This window comes from Rhodanobacter sp. B05, assembly GCF_002001085.1.
In the GTDB taxonomy this organism is placed as follows: Bacteria; Pseudomonadota; Gammaproteobacteria; order Xanthomonadales; family Rhodanobacteraceae; genus Rhodanobacter.
The window spans coordinates 260,710-280,289 of the sequence record NZ_MUNU01000014.1 but is presented as its reverse complement, the minus strand read 5'-3'; the positions used below and the strand labels follow the sequence as shown (position 1 = coordinate 280,289).

Annotated in this window: 19 protein-coding genes; 11 read left to right on the top strand and 8 right to left on the bottom strand. The window is 64.1% G+C overall.

Features of this window, described 5'->3' with window-relative positions; genetic code table 11:
- Positions 1-44 precede the first annotated feature (44 nt).
- Both B0E47_RS08710 and B0E47_RS08705 read left to right on the top strand, forming a co-directional pair.
- Positions 45-314, top strand: a complete 270-nt coding sequence (locus B0E47_RS08710; RefSeq protein ID WP_077513714.1) for a YlcI/YnfO family protein — start codon at positions 45-47, stop codon at positions 312-314.
- On the top strand, positions 311-619 hold the full coding sequence (locus B0E47_RS08705; protein ID WP_077513713.1) for a type II toxin-antitoxin system RelE/ParE family toxin: 309 nt from the start codon (positions 311-313) through the stop codon (positions 617-619). The genes B0E47_RS08710 and B0E47_RS08705 overlap by 4 nt, the downstream gene beginning before the upstream one ends.
- An 83-nt stretch (positions 620-702) precedes the next feature.
- Here the strand turns inward: B0E47_RS08705 and B0E47_RS08700 are convergent, their stop codons facing one another.
- A complete protein-coding gene (locus B0E47_RS08700) occupies positions 703-1,062 on the bottom strand; it encodes a DoxX family protein (protein ID WP_077513711.1) in 360 nt (119 codons plus the stop codon).
- A 124-nt stretch (positions 1,063-1,186) separates the two neighbouring features.
- A complete protein-coding gene (locus B0E47_RS08695; RefSeq protein ID WP_077513709.1) occupies positions 1,187-2,059 on the bottom strand; it encodes an NmrA family NAD(P)-binding protein in 873 nt (290 codons plus the stop codon).
- Positions 2,060-2,195: 136 nt separating this feature from the next.
- Here B0E47_RS08695 and B0E47_RS08690 point away from each other — a divergent pair, with 136 nt between their 5' ends.
- The gene (locus B0E47_RS08690) at positions 2,196-2,660 is read left to right on the top strand and encodes a helix-turn-helix domain-containing protein (protein WP_077513707.1); all 465 of its coding nucleotides are present in this window, start codon (positions 2,196-2,198) and stop codon (positions 2,658-2,660) included.
- A gap of 307 nt (positions 2,661-2,967) precedes the next feature.
- Positions 2,968-3,915, top strand: coding sequence for an alpha/beta hydrolase (locus tag B0E47_RS08685; RefSeq protein WP_077513706.1), 948 nt, complete (start codon positions 2,968-2,970; stop codon positions 3,913-3,915).
- 56 nt (positions 3,916-3,971) lie between these two features.
- Here the strand turns inward: B0E47_RS08685 and B0E47_RS08680 are convergent, their stop codons facing one another.
- Positions 3,972-4,439: a MarR family transcriptional regulator gene (locus B0E47_RS08680; RefSeq protein ID WP_077513704.1), complete on the bottom strand. Its 468-nt coding sequence runs from the start codon at positions 4,437-4,439 to the stop codon at positions 3,972-3,974.
- A gap of 406 nt (positions 4,440-4,845) precedes the next feature.
- Between B0E47_RS08680 and B0E47_RS08675 the strand changes: the two genes are divergently transcribed.
- A complete protein-coding gene (locus tag B0E47_RS08675; RefSeq protein ID WP_077513702.1) occupies positions 4,846-6,375 on the top strand; it encodes a DHA2 family efflux MFS transporter permease subunit in 1,530 nt (509 codons plus the stop codon).
- 130 nt (positions 6,376-6,505) lie between these two features.
- On the opposite strand, the gene B0E47_RS08670 is transcribed toward B0E47_RS08675, so the two are convergent.
- Both B0E47_RS08670 and B0E47_RS08665 read right to left on the bottom strand, forming a co-directional pair.
- Positions 6,506-7,057: a hypothetical protein gene (locus tag B0E47_RS08670; protein WP_077513700.1), complete on the bottom strand. Its 552-nt coding sequence runs from the start codon at positions 7,055-7,057 to the stop codon at positions 6,506-6,508.
- 469 nt (positions 7,058-7,526) lie between these two features.
- Positions 7,527-8,393, bottom strand: coding sequence for a pirin family protein (locus B0E47_RS08665; protein WP_077513698.1), 867 nt, complete (start codon positions 8,391-8,393; stop codon positions 7,527-7,529).
- A 127-nt stretch (positions 8,394-8,520) separates the two neighbouring features.
- Here B0E47_RS08665 and B0E47_RS08660 point away from each other — a divergent pair, with 127 nt between their 5' ends.
- On the top strand, positions 8,521-9,453 hold the full coding sequence (locus B0E47_RS08660) for a LysR family transcriptional regulator (RefSeq protein WP_077513696.1): 933 nt from the start codon (positions 8,521-8,523) through the stop codon (positions 9,451-9,453).
- Here B0E47_RS08660 and B0E47_RS08655 read toward each other — a convergent pair.
- Positions 9,438-10,334, bottom strand: a complete 897-nt coding sequence (locus tag B0E47_RS08655; RefSeq protein WP_077513785.1) for a LysR family transcriptional regulator — start codon at positions 10,332-10,334, stop codon at positions 9,438-9,440. The genes B0E47_RS08660 and B0E47_RS08655 overlap by 16 nt on opposite strands.
- Positions 10,335-10,450: 116 nt before the next feature.
- Here B0E47_RS08655 and B0E47_RS08650 point away from each other — a divergent pair, with 116 nt between their 5' ends.
- The 4 genes from B0E47_RS08650 to B0E47_RS08635 are packed head-to-tail and all read left to right on the top strand — an operon-like array spanning position 10,451 to position 13,992.
- Positions 10,451-11,446 (top strand): aldo/keto reductase, encoded by a 996-nt coding sequence (locus B0E47_RS08650; protein WP_077513694.1) that lies wholly within the window; start codon positions 10,451-10,453, stop codon positions 11,444-11,446.
- 24 nt (positions 11,447-11,470) lie between these two features.
- Complete coding sequence (locus B0E47_RS08645) at positions 11,471-12,454, top strand: aldo/keto reductase (protein ID WP_077513692.1); 984 nt, start codon at positions 11,471-11,473, stop codon at positions 12,452-12,454.
- A gap of 43 nt (positions 12,455-12,497) precedes the next feature.
- Positions 12,498-12,905: a cupin domain-containing protein gene (locus B0E47_RS08640; RefSeq protein ID WP_077513690.1), complete on the top strand. Its 408-nt coding sequence runs from the start codon at positions 12,498-12,500 to the stop codon at positions 12,903-12,905.
- Between the two features lie 34 nt (positions 12,906-12,939).
- On the top strand, positions 12,940-13,992 hold the full coding sequence (locus B0E47_RS08635; protein ID WP_077513688.1) for an NAD(P)-dependent alcohol dehydrogenase: 1,053 nt from the start codon (positions 12,940-12,942) through the stop codon (positions 13,990-13,992).
- Positions 13,993-14,143: 151 nt separating this feature from the next.
- On the opposite strand, the gene B0E47_RS08630 is transcribed toward B0E47_RS08635, so the two are convergent.
- Both B0E47_RS08630 and B0E47_RS08625 read right to left on the bottom strand, forming a co-directional pair.
- Positions 14,144-15,643 (bottom strand): catalase, encoded by a 1,500-nt coding sequence (locus B0E47_RS08630; RefSeq protein WP_077513687.1) that lies wholly within the window; start codon positions 15,641-15,643, stop codon positions 14,144-14,146.
- 361 nt (positions 15,644-16,004) lie between these two features.
- Entirely contained in the window at positions 16,005-16,499 is a 495-nt protein-coding gene (locus B0E47_RS08625) for a PepSY domain-containing protein (RefSeq protein WP_077513685.1), read from the bottom strand.
- A gap of 467 nt (positions 16,500-16,966) precedes the next feature.
- Between B0E47_RS08625 and B0E47_RS08620 the strand changes: the two genes are divergently transcribed.
- On the top strand, positions 16,967-19,486 hold the full coding sequence (locus B0E47_RS08620; protein ID WP_077513683.1) for a zinc-dependent metalloprotease: 2,520 nt from the start codon (positions 16,967-16,969) through the stop codon (positions 19,484-19,486).
- Positions 19,487-19,580: the final 94 nt, after the last annotated feature.

Here is a 19,580-nt window from a genome sequence, read left to right as displayed (position 1 = left end):
ATGGTGCCAAAATGAATCGCAATTGCATCGCATTCGGAGTTTCCATGAAAACCGCAACCATCCCTTCGCTGCGTGTTGAACCGGTTCTGCGCCGTGCCGCAGAGGAAGTCTTGCGTGACGGGGAAAGTCTGTCCGGCTTTGTCGAGTACGCGGTGCGAGCACAAATTCAGCAGCGCCAGGAACAGGCCGCCTTCATCGCCCGTGGGTTGGCTTCGCGTGATCAGGCCAAGGCTACCGGCGTGTACTTTTCGTCGGCTGCCGTGCTGAAAAAGCTTGAAGCGCGATTGGCCAAGGCAAAGAAAGCTTCGGCATGACCTTCAAGATCCGCTTCACGGAGGAAGCGTTGGCCGACCTTGAACGGTTGTACGACTTCGCCTTGGTACGTGACGACGGCGACTGGACCACGGCCGAGCGTGCGCTGGACGCCATCCGCAATGGCCTGGGCTTGCTGGCGAATTCACCGTTCAGCTGCAGGAAGGCCGCGCCTGACAACACGTTTCTGCGCGAATTGATCATCGCCTTCGGTGCATCCGGTTATGTGGCGCTGTTTGAAATCGACGATGCGAAAACCGTCACTGTGCTGGCGGTGCGCCACCAACGCGAAGACGATTACCACTGAGCTTGGGAAAGCAGAGTCACGTTCAATGGCTTGCCGAAAAGGGGGCGAAGTGAGCTGACCCCGTTCCACTGTTCCTCTGTCAATCACGCTGAAACGGCCATCCGCTTGCGCCAGCTTATCCAACCGACCACGAGTGACAATGTCGCCGCGACGAGTGGTGGCACAGCGTGCCCGTATTCGCCGTGGATGATCACGGTCGCGAGGGCGGCAAACATGACGGTGCAGCCGAGCGCCGCGCCCAATAGGCGACTCGGCGCGCGGAAAAGCAGAATGGCAGCGGTGAGTTCCAGCGATCCGGTCACGAAATGGAACCAGTGCGGGTACCCCCACTTCAGGTATTCCTGGTAGATGGATCCCGGGGCGATGATATTGCTGAGTGAACCCACGACGAAGAACGCGGCGAGTGCGAAGGGCAAGATTTGGCGCCAGGAGATTTTAGACATGGGTCTGACCTTGGATTATGAGTTTGCTGCGGAGGAACGGTGTGACTACCCGAATCAGAATCACGATGGGAGGCGACCTCCGGAGCAGATTCCGAAACTCGTATCCCATCGCTGATCCGTGGGCCTACGCCGTGGCAGCCTTCTGGGCCGCCGCGAAGACATCGCGGGCGGATGTCGTGCCCGGGACGTGCTCCGTACCTTTGACCCCGAGGTCCATCCAGCCTGAGTTGACGGCGTCAAACATCGCCTCGGCCGGTCCCGTCTGGCCCTTCGGAATGCCGAACTGCTCGAACGCCGCCGGCCACCCGGCCCGCGGGACAGCAAACGCTTTGACGTCGACCTTCAGGACTTCACCCAGTTGTGTCGCTACGTCATCCGCGCTGACCATCGAACCGAGTTCGATGACCCGATGCCCCGACCATGCCGGCCCGGTCAGAAGCGATGCGATTTCGGCGCCGATGTCATGGGTCGCGACCATGGTCGATTTCCGATCTGTCGGGTTGTAGTAGACGGGGAGCGTGCCACCCTGGGCAACATGCAAGCCGTAGAGGAAGTTTTCGAAAAACCCGCCGGCGCGCACATAGGCGATCGGCAATGCCAGGTCGCGAAATCCTTGTTCCAGAAGCGACAGAGCCGTGATCATCCCCAGCCCGCTGGTTCGGTTCGCACCCATTGACGAGAGTGCTACCACCCGCGGCGGTGCTGCCTGGGCAAGCGCACTGACGTAGTTCGTAATCACGGCCTTTGCTTCTTTGTAATCAGGCGAAGGCGCCCATACCGCTGGCAACATGACAAACGCGCCTTCGACACCTCTAAGCGCCGTCTCAATGGCTGCCGAATCATTCCAGTCGCCGTCTACCAGCTGCACGCCTTCGTCGGCCCATTTCGCCGCCTTTCCACGATCCCGGACGAGGGCGCGTACTTCTTTGCCTTGCGCCAACAGATGTTTGGCCGTTGCGCCGCCAACTTTTCCGGTGATTCCCATGACTAAAAACATGAACGTTCTCCTGATCTGTGAGGTTTCTGTATGTAAAGGCCAACCAACAGGCCTGGGGTAGGTCTACTATAGAGACCACCTCCGCGTGCCGTAAGGAGGCAGTTTTTTGTAACCACCAGATCGCGAGGAATTCCGCATGAGCAACGCGTTGAGCGCCATCGAAAGATTCAGCCGATATCCGTTGGGCGAGTCGCAGTCCGTGCACTGCCCGGTGCGCGACGTGCTCGACCGTATCGGCGACAAATGGAGCATGCTGATGATCATGGCTCTGGCGATGCGACCGCACCGCTTCAGCGAGCTTCACCGTGCTGTCCATGACATTTCCAAGCGCATGCTCACCCAGACCTTGCGCGATCTGGAGCGCGATGGACTGATCACCCGCCATGTCTTCCCGACCAAGCCGCCGAGCGTTGAATATCGGTTGGCCCCGCTAGGCCAATCGCTGCTGGACCCGATGGCGGGCCTCATCGATTGGGCGGACCGTTGCCATGGCGACATCCATGCCGCACGCGCCCGCTTTGACGCCACGCACGGTGATGTCCCACGTCAGGTTTTTCCTGCTCGATCGAAGGTACCGCCTGTTCACAAGAAGATGGCGTGAGGCTTGGTTGGCCCATTTTTGCGTCCGTTAGCGCTCGAGCGCATTGGTCGAAGCTGGTTTTATCAGCAAATCGAACATCGCCTTGGCTTCGAAGCTGAAGTATCCGTGCAGAACACGTTGATCGTTCGGCTCAAACTCCTTCGTTTTTAGTCAAAGGGGGCGATCGACTGCAGCAGGCTTGCCCGAAGAAATCCACGGAAGCGGCAGCAGCAGGCCCGATGCGGCGTGCAGCATCGGGAAGTTGCAGCAGACCTGATTTCCTGCCTTGATCGCACAACTTTGGCGAGCGCCAAAACGGAGGAGCGTCATGAAGCTTTGGGCGATTGCCCTGTGTCTGCTGGCCACATGCGCAAGCGCGCACGCAACGACGGCGGTTTGGCAACCCGCAGCTGGAAACACGCAAATACCGATCTGGCCGGGAGCGGCGCCTGGTGCGCAACAGGTTCCTGGCTCGGAAACTGCGAAGGTGAGCGACAAGTTGTTGGCCGGCAAGCCGGTGACCGCGGTGACCAATGTGACCCAGCCCACGATGACGGTGTATGCGCCCACCGGGGAAAATACCGGGGCCGCCGTTGTCGTGATTCCGGGTGGCGGGTTCGAGATACTGGCCATCGATCTGGAGGGCACCGAGGCCTGCGACTGGCTGACGTCCAATGGCATCACCTGCGTGTTGTTGAAGTATCGGGTGCCTAGCAAGCCCTACGATTGGAAGTGCGATTGCCGCCCACACAACTTTGCCCTATCGGTGCCATCGCTGCAGGACGTGCAGCGAACGATGCGGCTGGTGCGCTCTCATGCGGCGCAGTGGCATGTCGATCCACACAAGGTAGGCGTGCTGGGATTTTCGGCGGGCGGATTCCTGGTGGCTGAGATCAGCACGAACTTCGATCGACACCTGTATGCGCCGGTGGATGCGGCTGACAAGGAGAGTGCGCGTCCGGATTTCGCCATGCCGATCTATCCGGGGCATCTCACCAAGGGTGACGGCAAGTTGAATCCAAACGTGCCGGTCTCCGGCAAGACGCCACCCACCTTTCTGGTACAGGCGGAAGACGACTACGTCGATGGCGTGAACCAGTCGCTGGTCTATTACAACGCGCTGGCGAAGGCACGTGTGCCAGCGGAAATGCACCTGTATGCACACGGCGGACATGCGTTCGGGCTGAGGTCAACGTCGAATCCGATCACAGGCTGGCCAGCCCTGGCCAAGACATGGATGAGCACCATCGGGATGATTCCCACGGCAGGCCCGTAGTCCGTTCGGGCCCATCGAGCGTGCTGCGCATCGACTGCAGACCCCGCATGCCCGTGTCACTTGTTGCCGGCACGCTCCTGCGCCACGTATCGGCGGGCCTGCTCTTCGAACCGCTGCAGGACACGGGTCGCCGTCTCGATATCCTGCCTGGGGATGTCTTTCAGGAAGGCGGCACGCAAGGCTTTCACCTGGGTCTCCAACACACCGGAGAGTCGGCGCCCTTCGGGCAGCAGATGGATCGCCCGCTGGCGCCGGTTGCCGGGTACGACGCGGCGCTCCAGCAAGCCGGCCTTTTCGGCCTGGTCGAGTTGGCGCACCAGTGCCGCCGGGTGGACACCGATCCGCTCGGCCAGTACGTGTTGCAGCACGCCGTCGCCCATGCGTGACACCAGCAGTACCGGCATTGCCACGGACATCGACAGGCCCGAGGCCGACAGCGCCGAACCCACGGCGAGCTGCCATGCTTTTCTTGTCGGCTGAAGTTGACCGGTCAGCGCGTAGTAGGCGTTGTGCGGAAGGGGCATGGCGGGGGCTCTCGGGTGGCTGGGCTCGGGTCACTGTATCCGACGAGCTGGCATCCATCGCCCAGCCAACTCCGCCGTCCGGCAGCCGCTGGTGACAGGGATCGTCAGCGCTGAAACTATGCAAATGCAACTATTGCATTGACAAAAATAGACATGGTAGCCAAAATCCCGCGGCCATGGATGCCACCCGCTGCCGCACTCCGCGGGCAACGTCTCCGGACGAGCTTCGGGGCGCGGGGCTCACCGCAAACATCCACTCGGCACCGTCGCAGAACACAGGCAATCACAGAAACAAGGCCACGCGACAGATGCCGTTTCCCATCCCCCCGTTTCCTCCTGGCCGAAGCCGGCAGGCCGCGTGGCACCAGCCCCACGCGGCGATTTTCCCGGTGCCGAAGGCATGGCCATGAGCAGCCAGTTCCGGCCGCCCAACCTGGCACTGTCCACCATCGGCCTGTCGCTGGCGATCTTCATGCAGGTGCTGGATTCGACCATCGCCAACGTGTCGTTGCCGACCATCGCCGGCAACCTCGGCGTCAGCAACGACCAGAGCACCTGGATCATCACCTCGTTCGCGGTGAGCATGGCGATCTCGCTGCCGCTCACCGGCTTCCTCACCCGCCGCCTTGGCGAGGTGAAGCTGTTCATCGGCTGCACCCTGCTGTTCGTGATGTCCTCGTTCCTCTGCGGTATCTCGCAGAGTATGGGCATGCTGATCCTGTTCCGCGCGGTGCAGGGCGCGGTGGCCGGCCCGATGTACCCGGTCACGCAGAGCCTGATGATCGGCATCTACCCGTCACACAAGCGCGGCATGGCATTGGCGCTGCTGTCGATGGTGGCGGTGGTCGCGCCGATCGCCGGGCCGATCCTCGGCGGCTGGATCACCGACAACTATTCGTGGCCGTGGATCTTCTTCATCAACGTGCCGATCGGCATCTTCGCCAGCGTGGTGGTGAGCCGGCAGATGAAGGAGCGGGTCGAGAAGATCGTCCGCTCGAAGATGGACTACGTCGGACTGATCACCCTGGTCATCGGCGTGGGCGCGCTGCAGATCATGCTGGACAAGGGCAACGACGAGGACTGGTTCAATTCCAGCTTCATTGTGGTCACCTGCATCGTGTCGGCGATCAGCCTGGCCGTGTTCCTGATCTGGGAGCTGACCGACAAGGACCCGATCATCGACCTGCGGCTGTTCCGCCACCACAACTTCAAGTTCGGCACGCTGGCGCTGGTGCTGTCCTTCGCCGCCTACTTCGCGATCAACCTGCTGTTGCCGCAGTGGCTGCAGCGCAACCTGGACTACACCGCCACCTGGGCCGGCTTCGCGGCGTCACCGCTGGGCATCGCGCCGTTGCTGCTGACCTTCATCGTCGGCCGCTACGCGATGCGCTTCAACCTGCGCCTGCTTGCTTCGGTGGCCTTCGTGATCATGGGCGTCACCTGTTTCCTGCGCTCCGATTTCTATATCGGCATCGACTTCTACCACGTGGCCATGATGCAGCTGATGATGGGCCTCGGCGTGGCGTTGTTCTTCATGCCGGTCACGGTGATGCTGCTGTCGGACCTGGAGCAGAACGAGATCGCCGCCGGTTCCGGACTGGCCACCTTTCTGCGCACGCTGGCCGGCAGTTTCGCCGCCTCGATCACCACCTTGCTGTGGGATCGCCGCGCGAGCGTGCATCACGCACAGCTCGCCGAAAGCATCAACGCCTACAACCCGATCGCGCAGCACGCGATCGCCCAGCTGGGCAACGGCGATCCGCAAACCGGCGCCAGCCTGATCAACAACATGATCACCCAGCAGTCCTACCAGATGGGCTTCAACGAACTGTTCCATGCACTGGGCTGGATCTTCATCCTGCTGATCCCGGTGATCTGGCTGACCCGGCCGCCGTTCACGGCAAAATCCAGCACGGCGGCCGCGGGCGGGCATTGAGGCCTGAACGGGGTCACCACTTCGCCGTCCGTAGTCAAGAGACGTGCACCTGCTCTTCCACGGCCACGCCGGGGAACATGTGCCTGTCTCGCCGCTGATCACCCGCCGCTGCGTTCAATGCGGCTTTGGGTTACTGAATGGACGAGGTCGCGTGCAAGCAGTCCATGACGGTGTCGGAGTATGAGGAATCCACTCCCGGCTTCGAATAATATTTGGCCGTCGTGGTGGCTCCGGTGGCGAGGATATCCACCAATGCGACCATCTTGCCGCCTGCACCATCGCCGAGCTGGATGCTCGTTCCGCCGAGCAGCGGAACAACGTTCACGGGTAGCGGCTTCTTCGACCAGTCGGAGGAGACGCAGGCAGCGGCATCTTCGACGCTTGTGTCACCCACGTAGTAGCCGGTTGCAACCGTGTCGCGCAGGCTTTGCGCCTGGGTGCAGGCGGTGAGCAGGCCGGCAAGTGCGATGCAAGCCAGATATCGTCGTGTGCTTCGCATACGGGTCGTGTCCGCAGTTACGTCGAATAGAGGCGTCGCGCGGAAAATGCCGGAACCCTCCGCCTCCATTCCCTTTGCCACCTTGCCGGCAGTACGAGCCCTGGTGCCCGCGCGAACGTCGTCTGCGCGGCGATGAAAAAAGATGACGGCCGCGAAGGCGGCCCACAGTGAATGACGCATCATGAACAGTCCTTGCGGGTAGACGCCGCCGAGTGCTGACGGAAGGGGCGCAGATAGTTCAGCACATCATTGCCCCGTTTGCATGTCGATTGACTACCTGCAGCGCGCGCCGGTCAGCTGTAGGGGCCCCTCGATACCGGCGTGCGGATGCGTCCGGTCACCGATACCGCGCTGACTGTGGTGGCGGTAATGGTCGATGAAGACAAACGGTCCCGGCGCCGCGCGCTGCCGCAGGAGCAGCGCACGGCGACAGGTGCATGTCGCCGTCGTCGATGGGGTCTTGCGCAGGAATGATCTGTGTGACGTTGCGATCCAGGTAGATACTCCTTCAGAAGTGTATTCAACGGAGGTTTCGGTTCCACGTGCAGAAAAGCGCGGCTCAATCTCGATCGTAGGAAAGCTGGATGCCCATGGTGCCGCCGATTCCATGGCCAAGCTGACGGCTCCCGCCCGAAGGCGGGAGCCACCCGATTCACTGCGCCATCCGACCGAACTTGCCGCTGTTGAAGTCGGTGAACGCCTGCTGGATTTCTTCCTGGCTGTTCATCACGAACGGGCCATAGCCGACCACCGGCTCGTCGATCGGTTCGCCGCTGAGCAGCAGCACGGTCGCGTCGCTGTTCGCCTCCAGCGAGATCTCGTCGCCGGCGCGATCGAACGTCACCATCTGCGCGTCGCGGGCCACCTGGCTGCCGTTCACCTGCACGGTGCCGCGCAGCACGATCAACGCCACCGTACGACCTTCCGGCACCACGAAATCCACCGCGTGATCCTGCTTCAGGCGCACGTCCCACACGTCGATCGGAGTGAACGTGTGCGCCGGACCGCGATGGCCGTTGTACTCGCCGGCGATCACGCGCAGCTTGCCGGCGCCGTCGGGCAGGTCGACCGCCGGAATGTCGGCATCGAGCAGGTTCTGGTAGCCCGGCGCGGCCATCTTGTCGCTGGCCGGCAGGTTCACCCACAGCTGCACCATCTCCAGCGTGCCGCCGTTGCGGGTGAACTCGTGCGAATGGAACTCCTCATGCAGGATGCCGGACGCCGCCGTCATCCACTGCACGTCGCCGGGGCCGATCTTGCCGCCGGCGCCGGTGGAGTCGCGATGCTCGACCTCGCCTTCGTAGACGATGGTGACGGTCTCGAAACCGCGATGCGGATGCTGGCCGACGCCGCGCGGACGCGCCGCCGGCTGGAACGCCATCGGGCCGGCATAGTCCAGCAGCAGAAACGGGCTGAGATGCTGGCCGTGGCTGTTGTACGAGAACATCGAACGCACCGGAAAACCGTCACCCACCCAATGCTGTTGCGGGGCGGTGTACACGCCAAGAATCTTTTTCATGGGATCTCCTTCGCTGCGAGCCGGAGTGGCTGCAGACATGGCCGCCATGGTGAACCCGGGTCACTGCCGTCGGTAGCCGGCGTGGCTTATCCTCAGTGTCCTATTCGTGGAACACCGGAACACTGCCATGCAGGATCTCAACGACCTGTACTATTTCGTTCAGGTGGTGGAGCATCAAGGCTTCGCCCCGGCCGGGCGCGCGCTGGGCATTCCCAAATCCAAGCTAAGTCGGCGCGTGGCGATGCTGGAGGAGCGTCTTGGCGTGCGCCTGGTGCAGCGTTCCACCCGGCGCTTTTCGGTCACCGAGCTGGGCCAGAACTATTACCGCCACTGCAAGGCGATGCTGGTCGAGGCCGAGGCGGCGCAGGAGCTGATCGACCTCACGCGCGCCGAGCCGCAAGGCATCGTGCGCGTGGCCTGTCCGGTAGCACTGCTACATTTTCAGATCGGCGCCATGCTGGCCCGGTTCATGGCCCGTCATCCACGCGTGCAGTTACGGCTGGAAGCCATCAATCGCCGCGTGGACGTGATCCAGGAGGGATTCGACATCGCCCTGCGCGTGCGCTTTCCGCCGCTGGAGGACAGCGATCTGGTGATGAAGGTGCTGGGCGAAAGCCCGCAATGTCTGGTCGCCAGTCCTGCGCTGCTGGAGCAATACCCGCCACTGCGCGTTCCTGCCGATCTGCATGGCGTACCCAGCATCAGTCTCGGCCTCGATCTGGCGCGCACACGTAGCGAACATGTGTGGCAGCTCAACGGCCCGGACGGCCGCAGCGTCGTGGCGACGCACACGCCGCGCCTGGTCACCGACGACATGATGGCGCTGCGGCTGGCGGCACTCGCCGGCGTGGGCATCGTGCAACTGCCCACCATGACGATCCGCGACGAATTCCGCGCCGGAACCCTGCAGCGCGTGCTGCCGGACTGGGCGCCGCAGAGCGGCATCGTCCATGCCATCTTCCCGTCGCGCCGCGGGCTGCTGCCGGCGGTGCGTCAGTTGATCGATTACCTGGCTGGGGAGTTCGAACAGCTGGCGAGCGAGGATCAGCCGCCCCGATAGCGCAAGGCTTCGAGCAGCAGCGAAAACGCCGGCGAAGGTTGCCGCCGGCTCGGGTAGTAGAGGTGGTAGCCGGGGAAGGGCGGGCACCAGTCGGCGAGCAGGCGCTGCAGCTTGCCGCTGGCGATGTCGGCCTTGACGATGTCCTCAGGCACGCAGGCCAGGCCGAAGCCGTCGCGCGCCGCGGCAATGATGTGGCGGGTGTTGTTGAAGGTCAGCCTGCCCTCCACGCGCACGTTCAGCGCGCGGCCCTTCTTCTCGAATTCCCACGCGTACAGGCCGCCGCGGGTGAGGAAGCGCAGGTTGATGCAGTCGTGGCCGGTGAGGTCGCGCGGTGTTTTCAGTCTGGGGTGCGACGCCAGATAGTCCGGCGAGCCGACCACGGCCATGCGCATCGGCGGCCCGATCGGCAGGGCGATCATGTCGTTGGCCACCTGTTCGCCGAGGCGGATGCCGGCGTCGAAGCGCTCGGCCACGATGTCGGTGAGGCTGGAGTCGCTGATCACCTCGACGCGGATGTCCGGGTACTGCGGCAGCAGCTTGCGCAGCACTGGCCACAGGATCGTGCTGGCGGCGTGTTCGCCGGTGGTGATGCGCAGGTTGCCGCTGGGCTTGTCGCGCAGTTCGCTGAGGTTGGCCAGGGCCGTGTCGATGTCCTCGAAGTTCGGCGCCAGCTCGTTGGCCAGCCGCTCGCCCGCTTCGGTGGGCGCCACGTTGCGCGTGGTGCGGGTGAGCAGGCGCAGGCCGAGTCGTGCTTCCAGCCCGCGGATGGTGTGGCTGAGTGCGGATTGCGACACGCCGAGTTGCGCGGCAGCGCGCGTGAAGCTGCGCTCGCGCGTCACCGCGAGGAAAGCGAGCAGATCGTTGTAGTTCTCGCGTGCCATGGCCATGAACTCATTGATGAGCATGGATCATAAGTGCATTCGGATTGCGGGGCCTAATCAAATCAAACCGCGACGCTCAGACTAGGCGCATTCCCACTCCCCATCAGAGCAACACGATGCAAACCCGGATACTTGGAAACAGCGGTCTCGAAGTCTCCGCCATCGGCTTCGGCTGCATGGGCATGACCTCCGCGTATGGGCAGCCGGGCGACCGGCAGGACATGATCGCGCTCACGCGAGCCGCCGTGGAACGCGGCGTCACCTTCTTCGACACGGCCGAAGTGTATGGCCCGTTTGCCAACGAGGAGCTGGTGGGCGAGGCGCTTGCGCCGATGCGCGACCGGGTCGTGATCGCGACCAAGTTCGGCTTCGACATCGACCTGCAAACCGGTGAACGGCGCGGCGGCGTCAACAGCCGCCCGGAGCACATCAAGGCAGTCGCCGAGGCGTCGCTGAAGCGGCTCAGGACCGACCGCATCGACCTGTTCTATCAGCACCGCGTCGACCCCAGTGTGCCGATGGAAGAGGTGGCCGGGGTGGTCAGGGATCTGATCGCGGAAGGCAAGGTCAGGCACTTCGGTCTGTCCGAAGCGAGTGCCGGCAGCATTCGCCGCGCCCACGCGGTACAGCCGGTGGCTGCTGTCCAGAGTGAGTATTCGTTGTGGTGGCGTGGGGTGGAGGACGAGATCCTGCCGACCTTGGAAGAACTGGGCATCGGCTTTGTGCCGTTCAGCCCGCTGGGTGCCGGCTTCCTCACCGGCAAGATCGATGAGAGTACCCGGTTCGAGAGCACCGACTTCCGCAACGCGGTTCCCCGGTTCTCGTCGGAAGCACTGAAGGCGAACATGGCGCTGGTCGATCTCGTGCGCGGCGTGGCCACGCGCAAGGGCGCCACGCCTGCCCAGGTCGCCATCGCCTGGCTGCTGGCGCAGAAGCCATGGATCGTACCGATTCCCGGCACCACGAAACGGCATCGGCTCGACGAAAACCTTGGCGCGCTGGCCGTCGAGCTCACTGCCGGCGATCTTCGCGAGATCGACGAAGCCGCTTCGAAAATCACGCTGCAGGGAGCCCGCCTGCCCGAGAGCGTATTGAAAATGACCGGACTGTAATCCTGGACCATCGGAGTCAATGAAATGCAAAAACGCACATTGGGAAACAGCCAGCTCGAAGTCTCCGCGCTCGGCTTTGGCTGCATGGGACTGAACCACGCCTATGGCGTTGCGATGGAGAAACAGGACGCGATCGCCCTGCTGCGGCAGGCGGTCGAAGTCGGCGTGACTTTCTTCGATACCGCCGAGGCCTATGGCCCGTTCACCAACGAGGAACTGGTTGGCGAGGCGTTGGCGCCGTTCCGCGACAAGGTGGTCATCGCGACCAAGTTCGGTTTCAAGAATGGCGATTCGAAGACCGGCGTGGACAGCCGACCAGAGCGGATTCGCGCGGTGGCTGAAGCTTCGCTCAAGCGACTGAAGACCGACCACATCGACCTGTTCTACCAGCATCGCGTCGATCCGAACGTACCGATGGAAGACGTCGCTGGCACGGTCAGGGAGCTGATCGCGGAAGGCAAGGTGAAACACTTCGGCCTGTCGGAAGCCGGCGTGCAGTCGATCCGTCGCGCGCATGCGGTGCAGCCGGTCGCCGTGCTGCAAAGCGAGTATTCGCTGTGGTGGCGCGAACCGGAGCAGGTAGTGCTGCCGACCTGCGCGGAACTGGGTATCGGCTTCGTGCCATTCAGTCCGCTGGGCAGGGGTTTCCTCGCGGGAAAGATCGACGCAAGCACCTCGTTCGCCAAGGACGATTTCCGCAACAACGTGCCACGCTTCTCACCCGAGGCGCGCCAGGCCAATCAGACGCTGGTCGACCTGCTGGGGCGCATCGCGGCCGGCAAGCAGGCCACACCGGCGCAGATCGCGCTGGCGTGGCTGCTGGCGCAGCAGCCGTGGATCGTGCCGATTCCTGGCACCACGAACCTGCATCGGCTGAAGGAGAACATCGGCGCCGCGGATATCGCGCTGAGTGCGGATGATCTTCGGCAGATCGCCGAATCATTGGCACAGATCCGGGTGCAGGGTGACCGCTACCCGGCGCACTTGGCAGCGCAGGCGGGCAAGTGATAGGCATCGATCGGCCTTTCGATCAATAACAGGAACGTTGACCATGGAAATCATACGCAACGGCTCGCAACCCTCCGTCACCGGTCCGGCCGAATACTTCACCGGCAAGGTGCGCATCGATGCGCCGTTCAAGGGCATCGGTGGCGCGAATGTGTCCGGCGCCATCGTGACCTTCGAGCCGGGCGCGCGCAGTGCCTGGCATACCCATCCGCTGGGGCAGGTGCTGATCGTCACCGCCGGCAAGGGCTGGACCCAGTGCGAAGGTGGCCCGGTCGTGGAGATCAACGCCGGCGACATCCTCTGCTGCCCGTCCAACCACCGGCACTGGCACGGCGCCACGCCGACCACCGCGATGACCCACATCGCCGTGCAGGAGGCGAAGGACGGCAAGGTTGTCGAGTGGATGGAGAAGGTGACCGATGAGGAATATCTTGTAGGACCGGCACACTGACCCCATCCCTTCAATCCCCAGCAAGGAAAACCCCATGACCACCAAAGCCTACGGCGCACATGCCGCCGACAAGCCGCTGCAATCCATCGACATCGAGCGCCGCGCACCCGGCCCGCAGGATGTGCAGATCGAGATCGCCTATTGCGGCGTCTGCCATTCCGACCTGCATACCGTGCGTTCGGAATGGGGCGGCACGTTATTCCCCTGCGTCCCGGGCCACGAGATCGTCGGCCACATCAGTGCCATTGGCAGCGGCGTGACCGGCTTCAAGGTCGGCGACACCGTGGGCGTGGGCTGTCTGGTCGGCAGCTGCCAGCATTGCGCGGCCTGCGACGAGGGGCTGGAGCAGTACTGCGAGAACGGCTTCGTCGGCACCTACAACGGCCCGACCAAGGACGCGCCCGGGCACACGCTGGGCGGCTATTCGCAGCGCATCGTGGTCGACAGGAAGTTCGTGCTGAAGATTCGCCACCCCGAATCACAACTCGCCGCGGTCGCGCCGTTGCTGTGCGCGGGCATTACCACCTACTCACCGTTGCGACACTGGAAGGTCGGCCCCGGCAGCAAGGTCGGCGTGGTCGGCATCGGCGGCCTGGGCCACATGGGCGTGAAGCTCGCCCATGCGATGGGCGCGCACGTGGTGGCGTTCACCACCTCGGACAGCAAGCGCCAGGCGGCGCTGGACCTCGGCGCGAACGAGGTAGTGGTGTCGCGCAACGCCGACGAGATGAAGGCGCATGCCAACAGCTTCGATTTCATCCTCAACACCGTGGCCGCCAGCCACTCGCTGGATGCCTTCACCAGCCTGCTCAAGCGCGACGGCACCATGGTGCTGGTCGGTGTGCCGGAGCATCCGCATCCGTCGCCGAACATCGCCAACCTGATCTTCAAGCGCCGCGCGATCGCCGGCTCGCTGATCGGCGGCATCGCCGAGACCCAGGAGATGCTGGATTTCTGCGCCGACAAGGGCATCGTCTCCGACATCGAGATGATCCCGGCGCAGAAGATCGACGAGGCCTACGACCGCATGGTGAAGGGTGACGTGAAGTATCGCTTCGTCATCGACAACGCGACGCTAGCCAGCTGATCACTCGTGTAGGAGCCCGCTCGCGGGCGATGCTCTTCCGAATTCCGAACTCCGTGAAAAAGCATCGCCCGCGAGCGGGCTCCTACGCGAGGTTTGTTCGATGCGGTGGGGTTGACCGCGGTTTCTCCGCCGCGGCCAATCTGCATTCGCGTCAACCTTCGCCCATGCCCTCTGCCGGCTCCGCTGCTTTGCCGGCGCGCACCCTGTCCTCGATCTGCTGGCCGACCGTGGCATCCACGCTTTTCCAGTACGCAAAGGCGCGTTCCAGCACCGGGCTGCGCACGCCGCCGAGCAGGCTGCCGGCGACCTGGTCGACGAACTGCGCGCGCTGGGCGTCGTTCCACACCTTGCGCACCAGGGTGCCGGCCTGGCCGAAGTCATCGTCTTCCGCGTGCAGGGTGTAGGCGCTGCGCACCATCGCGCCATCGGTTTCCCAGCCATCGGCGACCGCGCCGGTCTGGTCGGACCAGGGGCGGCCGCCGCTGTTGGGCGCGTGCACCGGCGCGTTGCCGCTGTGGTGGTAGGCCATCTGACCATCGAACATGTACGTGTTCACCGGTACCTTGGGTTGGTTCACCGGCAGCTGGTGGAAGTTGGTGCCGATGCGATTGCGCTGCGCGTCGGCATAGGCGAACGCGCGACCCAGCAGCATCTTGTCCGGCGACAGGCCGATGCCCGGCACGGTGTTGCCGGGCGAGAACGCGGCCTGCTCGATCTGCGCGAAGAAGTTCTCGGGATTGCGGTTCAGCGTCATCGTGCCGACCTTGATCAGCGGGTAGTCCTTGTGCGACCAGGTCTTGGTGAGGTCGAACGGGTTGAAGCGGTAATCCTTCGCCTCTGCATACGGCATCAGCTGCACCGACAGATCCCACACGGGGTAGTCACCGCGCCTGATCGCGTCGAACAGGTCGGCGCGATGGAAGTCGGCGTTCTCGCCGGCCATCGCCGCCGCCTCGGCGTTGTTGAAGAAGGCCATGCCCTGGCGGGTATGGAAGTGGTACTTCACCCAGAACTTCTCGCCGGCGGCATTGATCCACATGTAGGTGTGCGAGCCGTAGCCGTTCATGTGGCGCCAAGTGCGCGGCAGGCCGCGCTCGCCCATGACATAGGTGACCTGGTGCGCGGTTTCCGGGTTGCTGGTCCAGAAGTCCCACTGCATATGGTTGTCGCGCAGGCCGGAGTCTGGCAGGCGCTTCTGGCTGCGGATGAAGTGCGGAAACTTCATCGGGTCACGCAGGAAAAACACCGGCGTGTTGTTGCCGACCAGGTCGTAGTTGCCTTCGTCGGTATAGAACTTCAGCGAGAAGCCGCGCACGTCGCGCCAGGTATCCGGACTGCCGGATTCGCCGGCCACGGTGGAGAAGCGCGCCAGCATGTCGGTGCTCGCGCCTTTGCGGAACAGGGCGGCTTTGGTATAGCGGGAGACATCTTCGGTAACCTGCAGCACGCCGAACGCGCCGGCGCCCTTGGCATGCGGCTGGCGCTCCGGCACCTTCTCGCGGTTGAAGTGCGCCATCTGTTCCAGGAAGTGCACGTCGTGCAGAAGAATCGGGCCGTCGGCACCGATGGTCAGCGAGTTGCGATCGCTGATGGCGGGTGCGCCGGAGCCGGTGGTCGAGCCGCCGCTTGGCTTGTTCGTGGAATCTGACATGGCTGGTTTCCTCGTGGGGTGGCTGGCGGGGGAGGTCGCCTGGATTGATCGAGTCTGCCCGCAAGGCGACGCACAAGCCATTCGGTTTTTCCAATCGCCGCGATAGGCGGTGCCTCGGGCGTGTTGGTTGCAGGTATTCGGTGCGCATGGTCCGGTTGCCCGGATGCCTGGCACGGCGTGCGAGCCTCGGCGGCGGCGAACAAGATTGCAGCACGACGATGTGGCGGGCTATTGCACGAAAGTGTCGCTTTTTGCGCCTTTCGTTCCGTAACCTCAAAGAGAGCGGGCGTGGAATGAACCAAACCAGGGACCCGGTGCATTTTTGCGCGGGCCCCTGCCGATCAGGATCGATCTGGAACGGTCAGTCGTGCGATTTCGCCACCACGGCGCCATTGTTCGGATCGACCAGCAGGTCGACATCGGTGCCGTACGGCGTCTTGGCTTCGGCGCTCCACAAGCCACGGTCGAATTCCACGCCCTTGATGTTCTGGTAGCCGGCGGCCGCCAGCTTGGCATTGACTTCATTCTTGTTGAGCCTGGACGGTGCATCGGCCGGATACACCACGCCGTTGACCGGCCCGACTGCGAGCTTGACCCACTTGTGGTTGCCGCCGCGTGCCTTGCTGCGCCACACACCGTTCTTGAATTTCAGGCCCTTCACTTCCTTGTAGCCGGCGTTGGCAATCGCGGTCTTGATGGCATCTTCGCTCAGCGCACCGGCGGGTGCCTGGGTGGTCGAGGTGGTCGTGGTTTGGACGGCACGAGCAGTGGACGTGCTGGTGGTTGGAACCACCTGCGCCGCGACGGCAGCGCACACCGACAGACCGATCAACAGGGGAAGCATGCGCTTGATCATCGTGAACTCCTCACAGTGCGGATACGAACGGATGTGAGCCGGTGATGTGAACCGGCAAGGGCTGCGGGTCTCCACTCAGGCTGTTCCGATGGGAGCACGGCGCTGCGGACGAGCGCGTGAAATCACCTGTCACTCGCCGGTTCGAGTGGAGTGCGGTTCAGCAATGTCGACAATGTGTCGACTCGGCCCTGGTTCGGGCCCCCGCGACGCAAGCCGCCGGATTTGCGGTGCTGTCCCCCTCAAGTGGCACTGGAGAAGTGTCGGCGTGCCATGCGCCTGACGAGGTCGGGAAGTTTTGGGCGCTCCGTCCGGGGTTGGCACGCCAGTCTCTTGAGGGTCGCCATCGCCTGCCGGCGTGGAAATCCCCTAGTATTTGTCCGATAGGGGAGCAGGGGCGAAGGCGTTCGGTGACGACACCGCCTTCGGCGAATTTCCAGTCGTGCATCAACAGTCCGGGGACATCATCCATGTGTCGATCTGCCGCCAGGTTCATCGCCGTGTCATTGCTGGCCACCGCGCTGTTCGCCGGTTCGCCCGGGCTGGACGCCACCGCCGCCACGGCGCAGAAGAGCGAGGTTGCCGGGGCCAAGGTCTTCCAGCACACAACGGCAATGAACGGACTGCTGTCGGTGCATGTGGACCGGCACGACGGGCGCATTCTCGTCACCTTGCCGGCGGCGCAGGCCGATGGTGTTTCGGCGCGATTCCTCTATGCCACGGCCTTGCGTACGGGCCTCGGCGCCGCGCCGACATTTCTCGACCGTGGCCGGATCGGCACGACGCAGCTGATCGCGTTTCGGCGCTACGGCAACAAGGTCGCCGCCGTGTTCGAGAACCCCCGCTTCCGGGGCGCCGGCAGCACCGCGTCGACGAGTCCGGATTTCGTGACCTCGATCGTGTGGATGGGCGATATCGCGGCCACCCTGCCTGACGGTGAGATGGTGGTGGACCTGTCCGGCTTTCTCGCCACCGACACCCTCGGCATCGCCAATTCGCTCGACCAGAGTGGCGATACCTTCGGCGTGGGTGGTGCGCAGGGGGCTGGCAAGGGCTTTGCGCTCGATCCCAAGCTGAGTGCTGCCGACCCCGCATCGGTGAAGCTGTTTCCGGACAACCTGGAAGTCGACGCGGTGCAGACCTACCGCTCGAAGTCGCCGGGTGCCGAGGTCTCCAACATCGCGCCGGATGCGGAGCAGGTCAGCTTCACCGTGCATCACAGTTTCGTGCGTTTGCCGGCGCCGGGTTTTCACCCACGCCGCTTCGATCCGCGCGTCGGCGGCTTCTCCACCCAGGTGGTGGAATTCGGCACGCCGCTCGGTGGCGACGTGGTGCGCGACTATGCCAATCGGTTCCGGCTGGACAAGATCGACCCCGCCGCGACGCGCTCGAAGGTGCGCAAGCCGATCGTGTTCTACGTCGATCGCAACGCGCCCGAACCGATCCGTTCGGCACTGATCGAGGGCATCGGCTGGTGGAGCAGGGCGTTCGATGCCGCCGGCTATATCGACGCGTTCCAGGTGAAGCTGCTGCCGACGGACGTCGACCCGATGGACGTGCGCTACAACGTGGTGAACTGGGTCGATCGCGCGACGCGTGGCTGGTCCTACGGGCAGGAGATCGTCGATCCACGCACCGGTGAGATCGTCAAGGGCATGGTGGTGATCGGCTCGCTGCGGGTGCGCCAGGACATCCAGATCTTCGAAGGGCTGGTCGGTGCCGACAGGGTCGGCAAGGGCGGCCCGAACGATCCTGCACAGGTCGCGCTGGAACGCATTCGGCAGCTCGGTGCACACGAGGTGGGACACACGCTGGGCTTTGCGCACAACTTCGCCGCCAGCACCCAGCAGCGCGCCTCCGTGATGGATTACCCGCCGCCGCGCATCGGCCTGGTCGATGGTCGCCCGGATCTCACCGGTGCCTACGCGAGCGGCATCGGTCGCTGGGACATGGCCACGGTGGATTGGCTGTACGGCGAACCGGCGCCCGAGCACGATGCCGGGCAGGCGGCACGCGCCAAGGCCGACGAGATCGTGGCGTCGGGCCTGCGCTACGTCGCCGACCACGACGCCCGCGCCGACGATACGGCGCAGCCTTGGGCATCGCTGTGGGACGACGGCGCCGACCCGACCGCCGAACTGGTGCGCCTGATGGGTGTGCGTCGGGTCGCGATCGACCGCTTCGGCCTCGACGCGCTGGCTCCCGGCGAGCCGATGGCCGACCTGCGCCGACGTTTCGTGCCGATCTGGCTGCTGCATCGCTACCAGATGGTCGCTGCGGCGAAGGCGATCGGCGGCGTCGATTCTCGCTATGCCGTCAACGGCGGTGGCCGCGAAGTGTCGGCGCCGGTGTCGCCAGCGGTTCAGCGTGCTGCACTCGACGCCGTACTGGGTACCTTGTCGCCCGACCAATTGCGTGTGCCACCAAAGCTGTTGCCGCTGCTGTCGGCGGCGCGCAACGGCAGCGCGAACCGGCAATACAGCATCGAACTGTTCGCCGGTGCCGGCGGCACCGTGTTCGATCCGCTGGTGGCCGCCGACGGCGCCGCGACGCTGACCCTGGATACCGTGCTGGCGCCCGCACGGCTGGCCCGGCTGGACGCCCAGCACGCGGTTGATCCCAAGGCGCTCGGCGTTGATGAAGTGCTCGACCGCCTGATCGCGGCCACGCTGCCCGACGACACCGATGCACTGACCCGGCGTATCGGTTATCGAACCCTGATCACCCTCGCCCAAGTGGCGCACAACCCCGCCACCACGCCAGGCGTGGCCGCATTGCTGGATGAACGTGTGCATGAGACCGCGCTTGCGCTGGCCCGGCGCCATGGCAGCGCCGCAGACCGCACCTGGGCCAGCAGCCTGTCGCGCCAGCTGCTCGACCCCCGGCAGCTCGACAAACTGCTGGCCACGCATGCGCGAAGCGTCGTGGTGCCGCCGGGCGCTCCCATCGGCAGCGAGGCTGACTGGATGGGGATGCCGGGAGAGCCCTGAGCCGGGGTGTCCTGTCAGTCGGGATCGGAGGCGATGTCGGGGACATGCTCAATGTGCCCAAGCGGCAGACGTGGGCAGCTTGAAACCGCCTGCA

Bases quoted from the DNA above. Each gene is read 5' to 3' on its own strand.
- B0E47_RS08710 (WP_077513714.1), top strand. From the start codon at position 45: ATGAAAACCGCAACCATCCCTTCGCTGCGTGTTGAACCGGTTCTGCGC.
- B0E47_RS08705 (WP_077513713.1), top strand. From the start codon at position 311: ATGACCTTCAAGATCCGCTTCACGGAGGAAGCGTTGGCCGACCTTGAA.
- B0E47_RS08700 (WP_077513711.1), bottom strand. From the start codon at position 1,062: ATGTCTAAAATCTCCTGGCGCCAAATCTTGCCCTTCGCACTCGCCGCG.
- B0E47_RS08695 (WP_077513709.1), bottom strand. From the start codon at position 2,059: ATGTTTTTAGTCATGGGAATCACCGGAAAAGTTGGCGGCGCAACGGCC.
- B0E47_RS08690 (WP_077513707.1), top strand. From the start codon at position 2,196: ATGAGCAACGCGTTGAGCGCCATCGAAAGATTCAGCCGATATCCGTTG.
- B0E47_RS08685 (WP_077513706.1), top strand. From the start codon at position 2,968: ATGAAGCTTTGGGCGATTGCCCTGTGTCTGCTGGCCACATGCGCAAGC.
- B0E47_RS08680 (WP_077513704.1), bottom strand. From the start codon at position 4,439: ATGCCCCTTCCGCACAACGCCTACTACGCGCTGACCGGTCAACTTCAG.
- B0E47_RS08675 (WP_077513702.1), top strand. From the start codon at position 4,846: ATGAGCAGCCAGTTCCGGCCGCCCAACCTGGCACTGTCCACCATCGGC.
- B0E47_RS08670 (WP_077513700.1), bottom strand. From the start codon at position 7,057: ATGATGCGTCATTCACTGTGGGCCGCCTTCGCGGCCGTCATCTTTTTT.
- B0E47_RS08665 (WP_077513698.1), bottom strand. From the start codon at position 8,393: ATGAAAAAGATTCTTGGCGTGTACACCGCCCCGCAACAGCATTGGGTG.
- B0E47_RS08660 (WP_077513696.1), top strand. From the start codon at position 8,521: ATGCAGGATCTCAACGACCTGTACTATTTCGTTCAGGTGGTGGAGCAT.
- B0E47_RS08655 (WP_077513785.1), bottom strand. From the start codon at position 10,334: ATGGCACGCGAGAACTACAACGATCTGCTCGCTTTCCTCGCGGTGACG.
- B0E47_RS08650 (WP_077513694.1), top strand. From the start codon at position 10,451: ATGCAAACCCGGATACTTGGAAACAGCGGTCTCGAAGTCTCCGCCATC.
- B0E47_RS08645 (WP_077513692.1), top strand. From the start codon at position 11,471: ATGCAAAAACGCACATTGGGAAACAGCCAGCTCGAAGTCTCCGCGCTC.
- B0E47_RS08640 (WP_077513690.1), top strand. From the start codon at position 12,498: ATGGAAATCATACGCAACGGCTCGCAACCCTCCGTCACCGGTCCGGCC.
- B0E47_RS08635 (WP_077513688.1), top strand. From the start codon at position 12,940: ATGACCACCAAAGCCTACGGCGCACATGCCGCCGACAAGCCGCTGCAA.
- B0E47_RS08630 (WP_077513687.1), bottom strand. From the start codon at position 15,643: ATGTCAGATTCCACGAACAAGCCAAGCGGCGGCTCGACCACCGGCTCC.
- B0E47_RS08625 (WP_077513685.1), bottom strand. From the start codon at position 16,499: ATGATCAAGCGCATGCTTCCCCTGTTGATCGGTCTGTCGGTGTGCGCT.
- B0E47_RS08620 (WP_077513683.1), top strand. From the start codon at position 16,967: ATGTGTCGATCTGCCGCCAGGTTCATCGCCGTGTCATTGCTGGCCACC.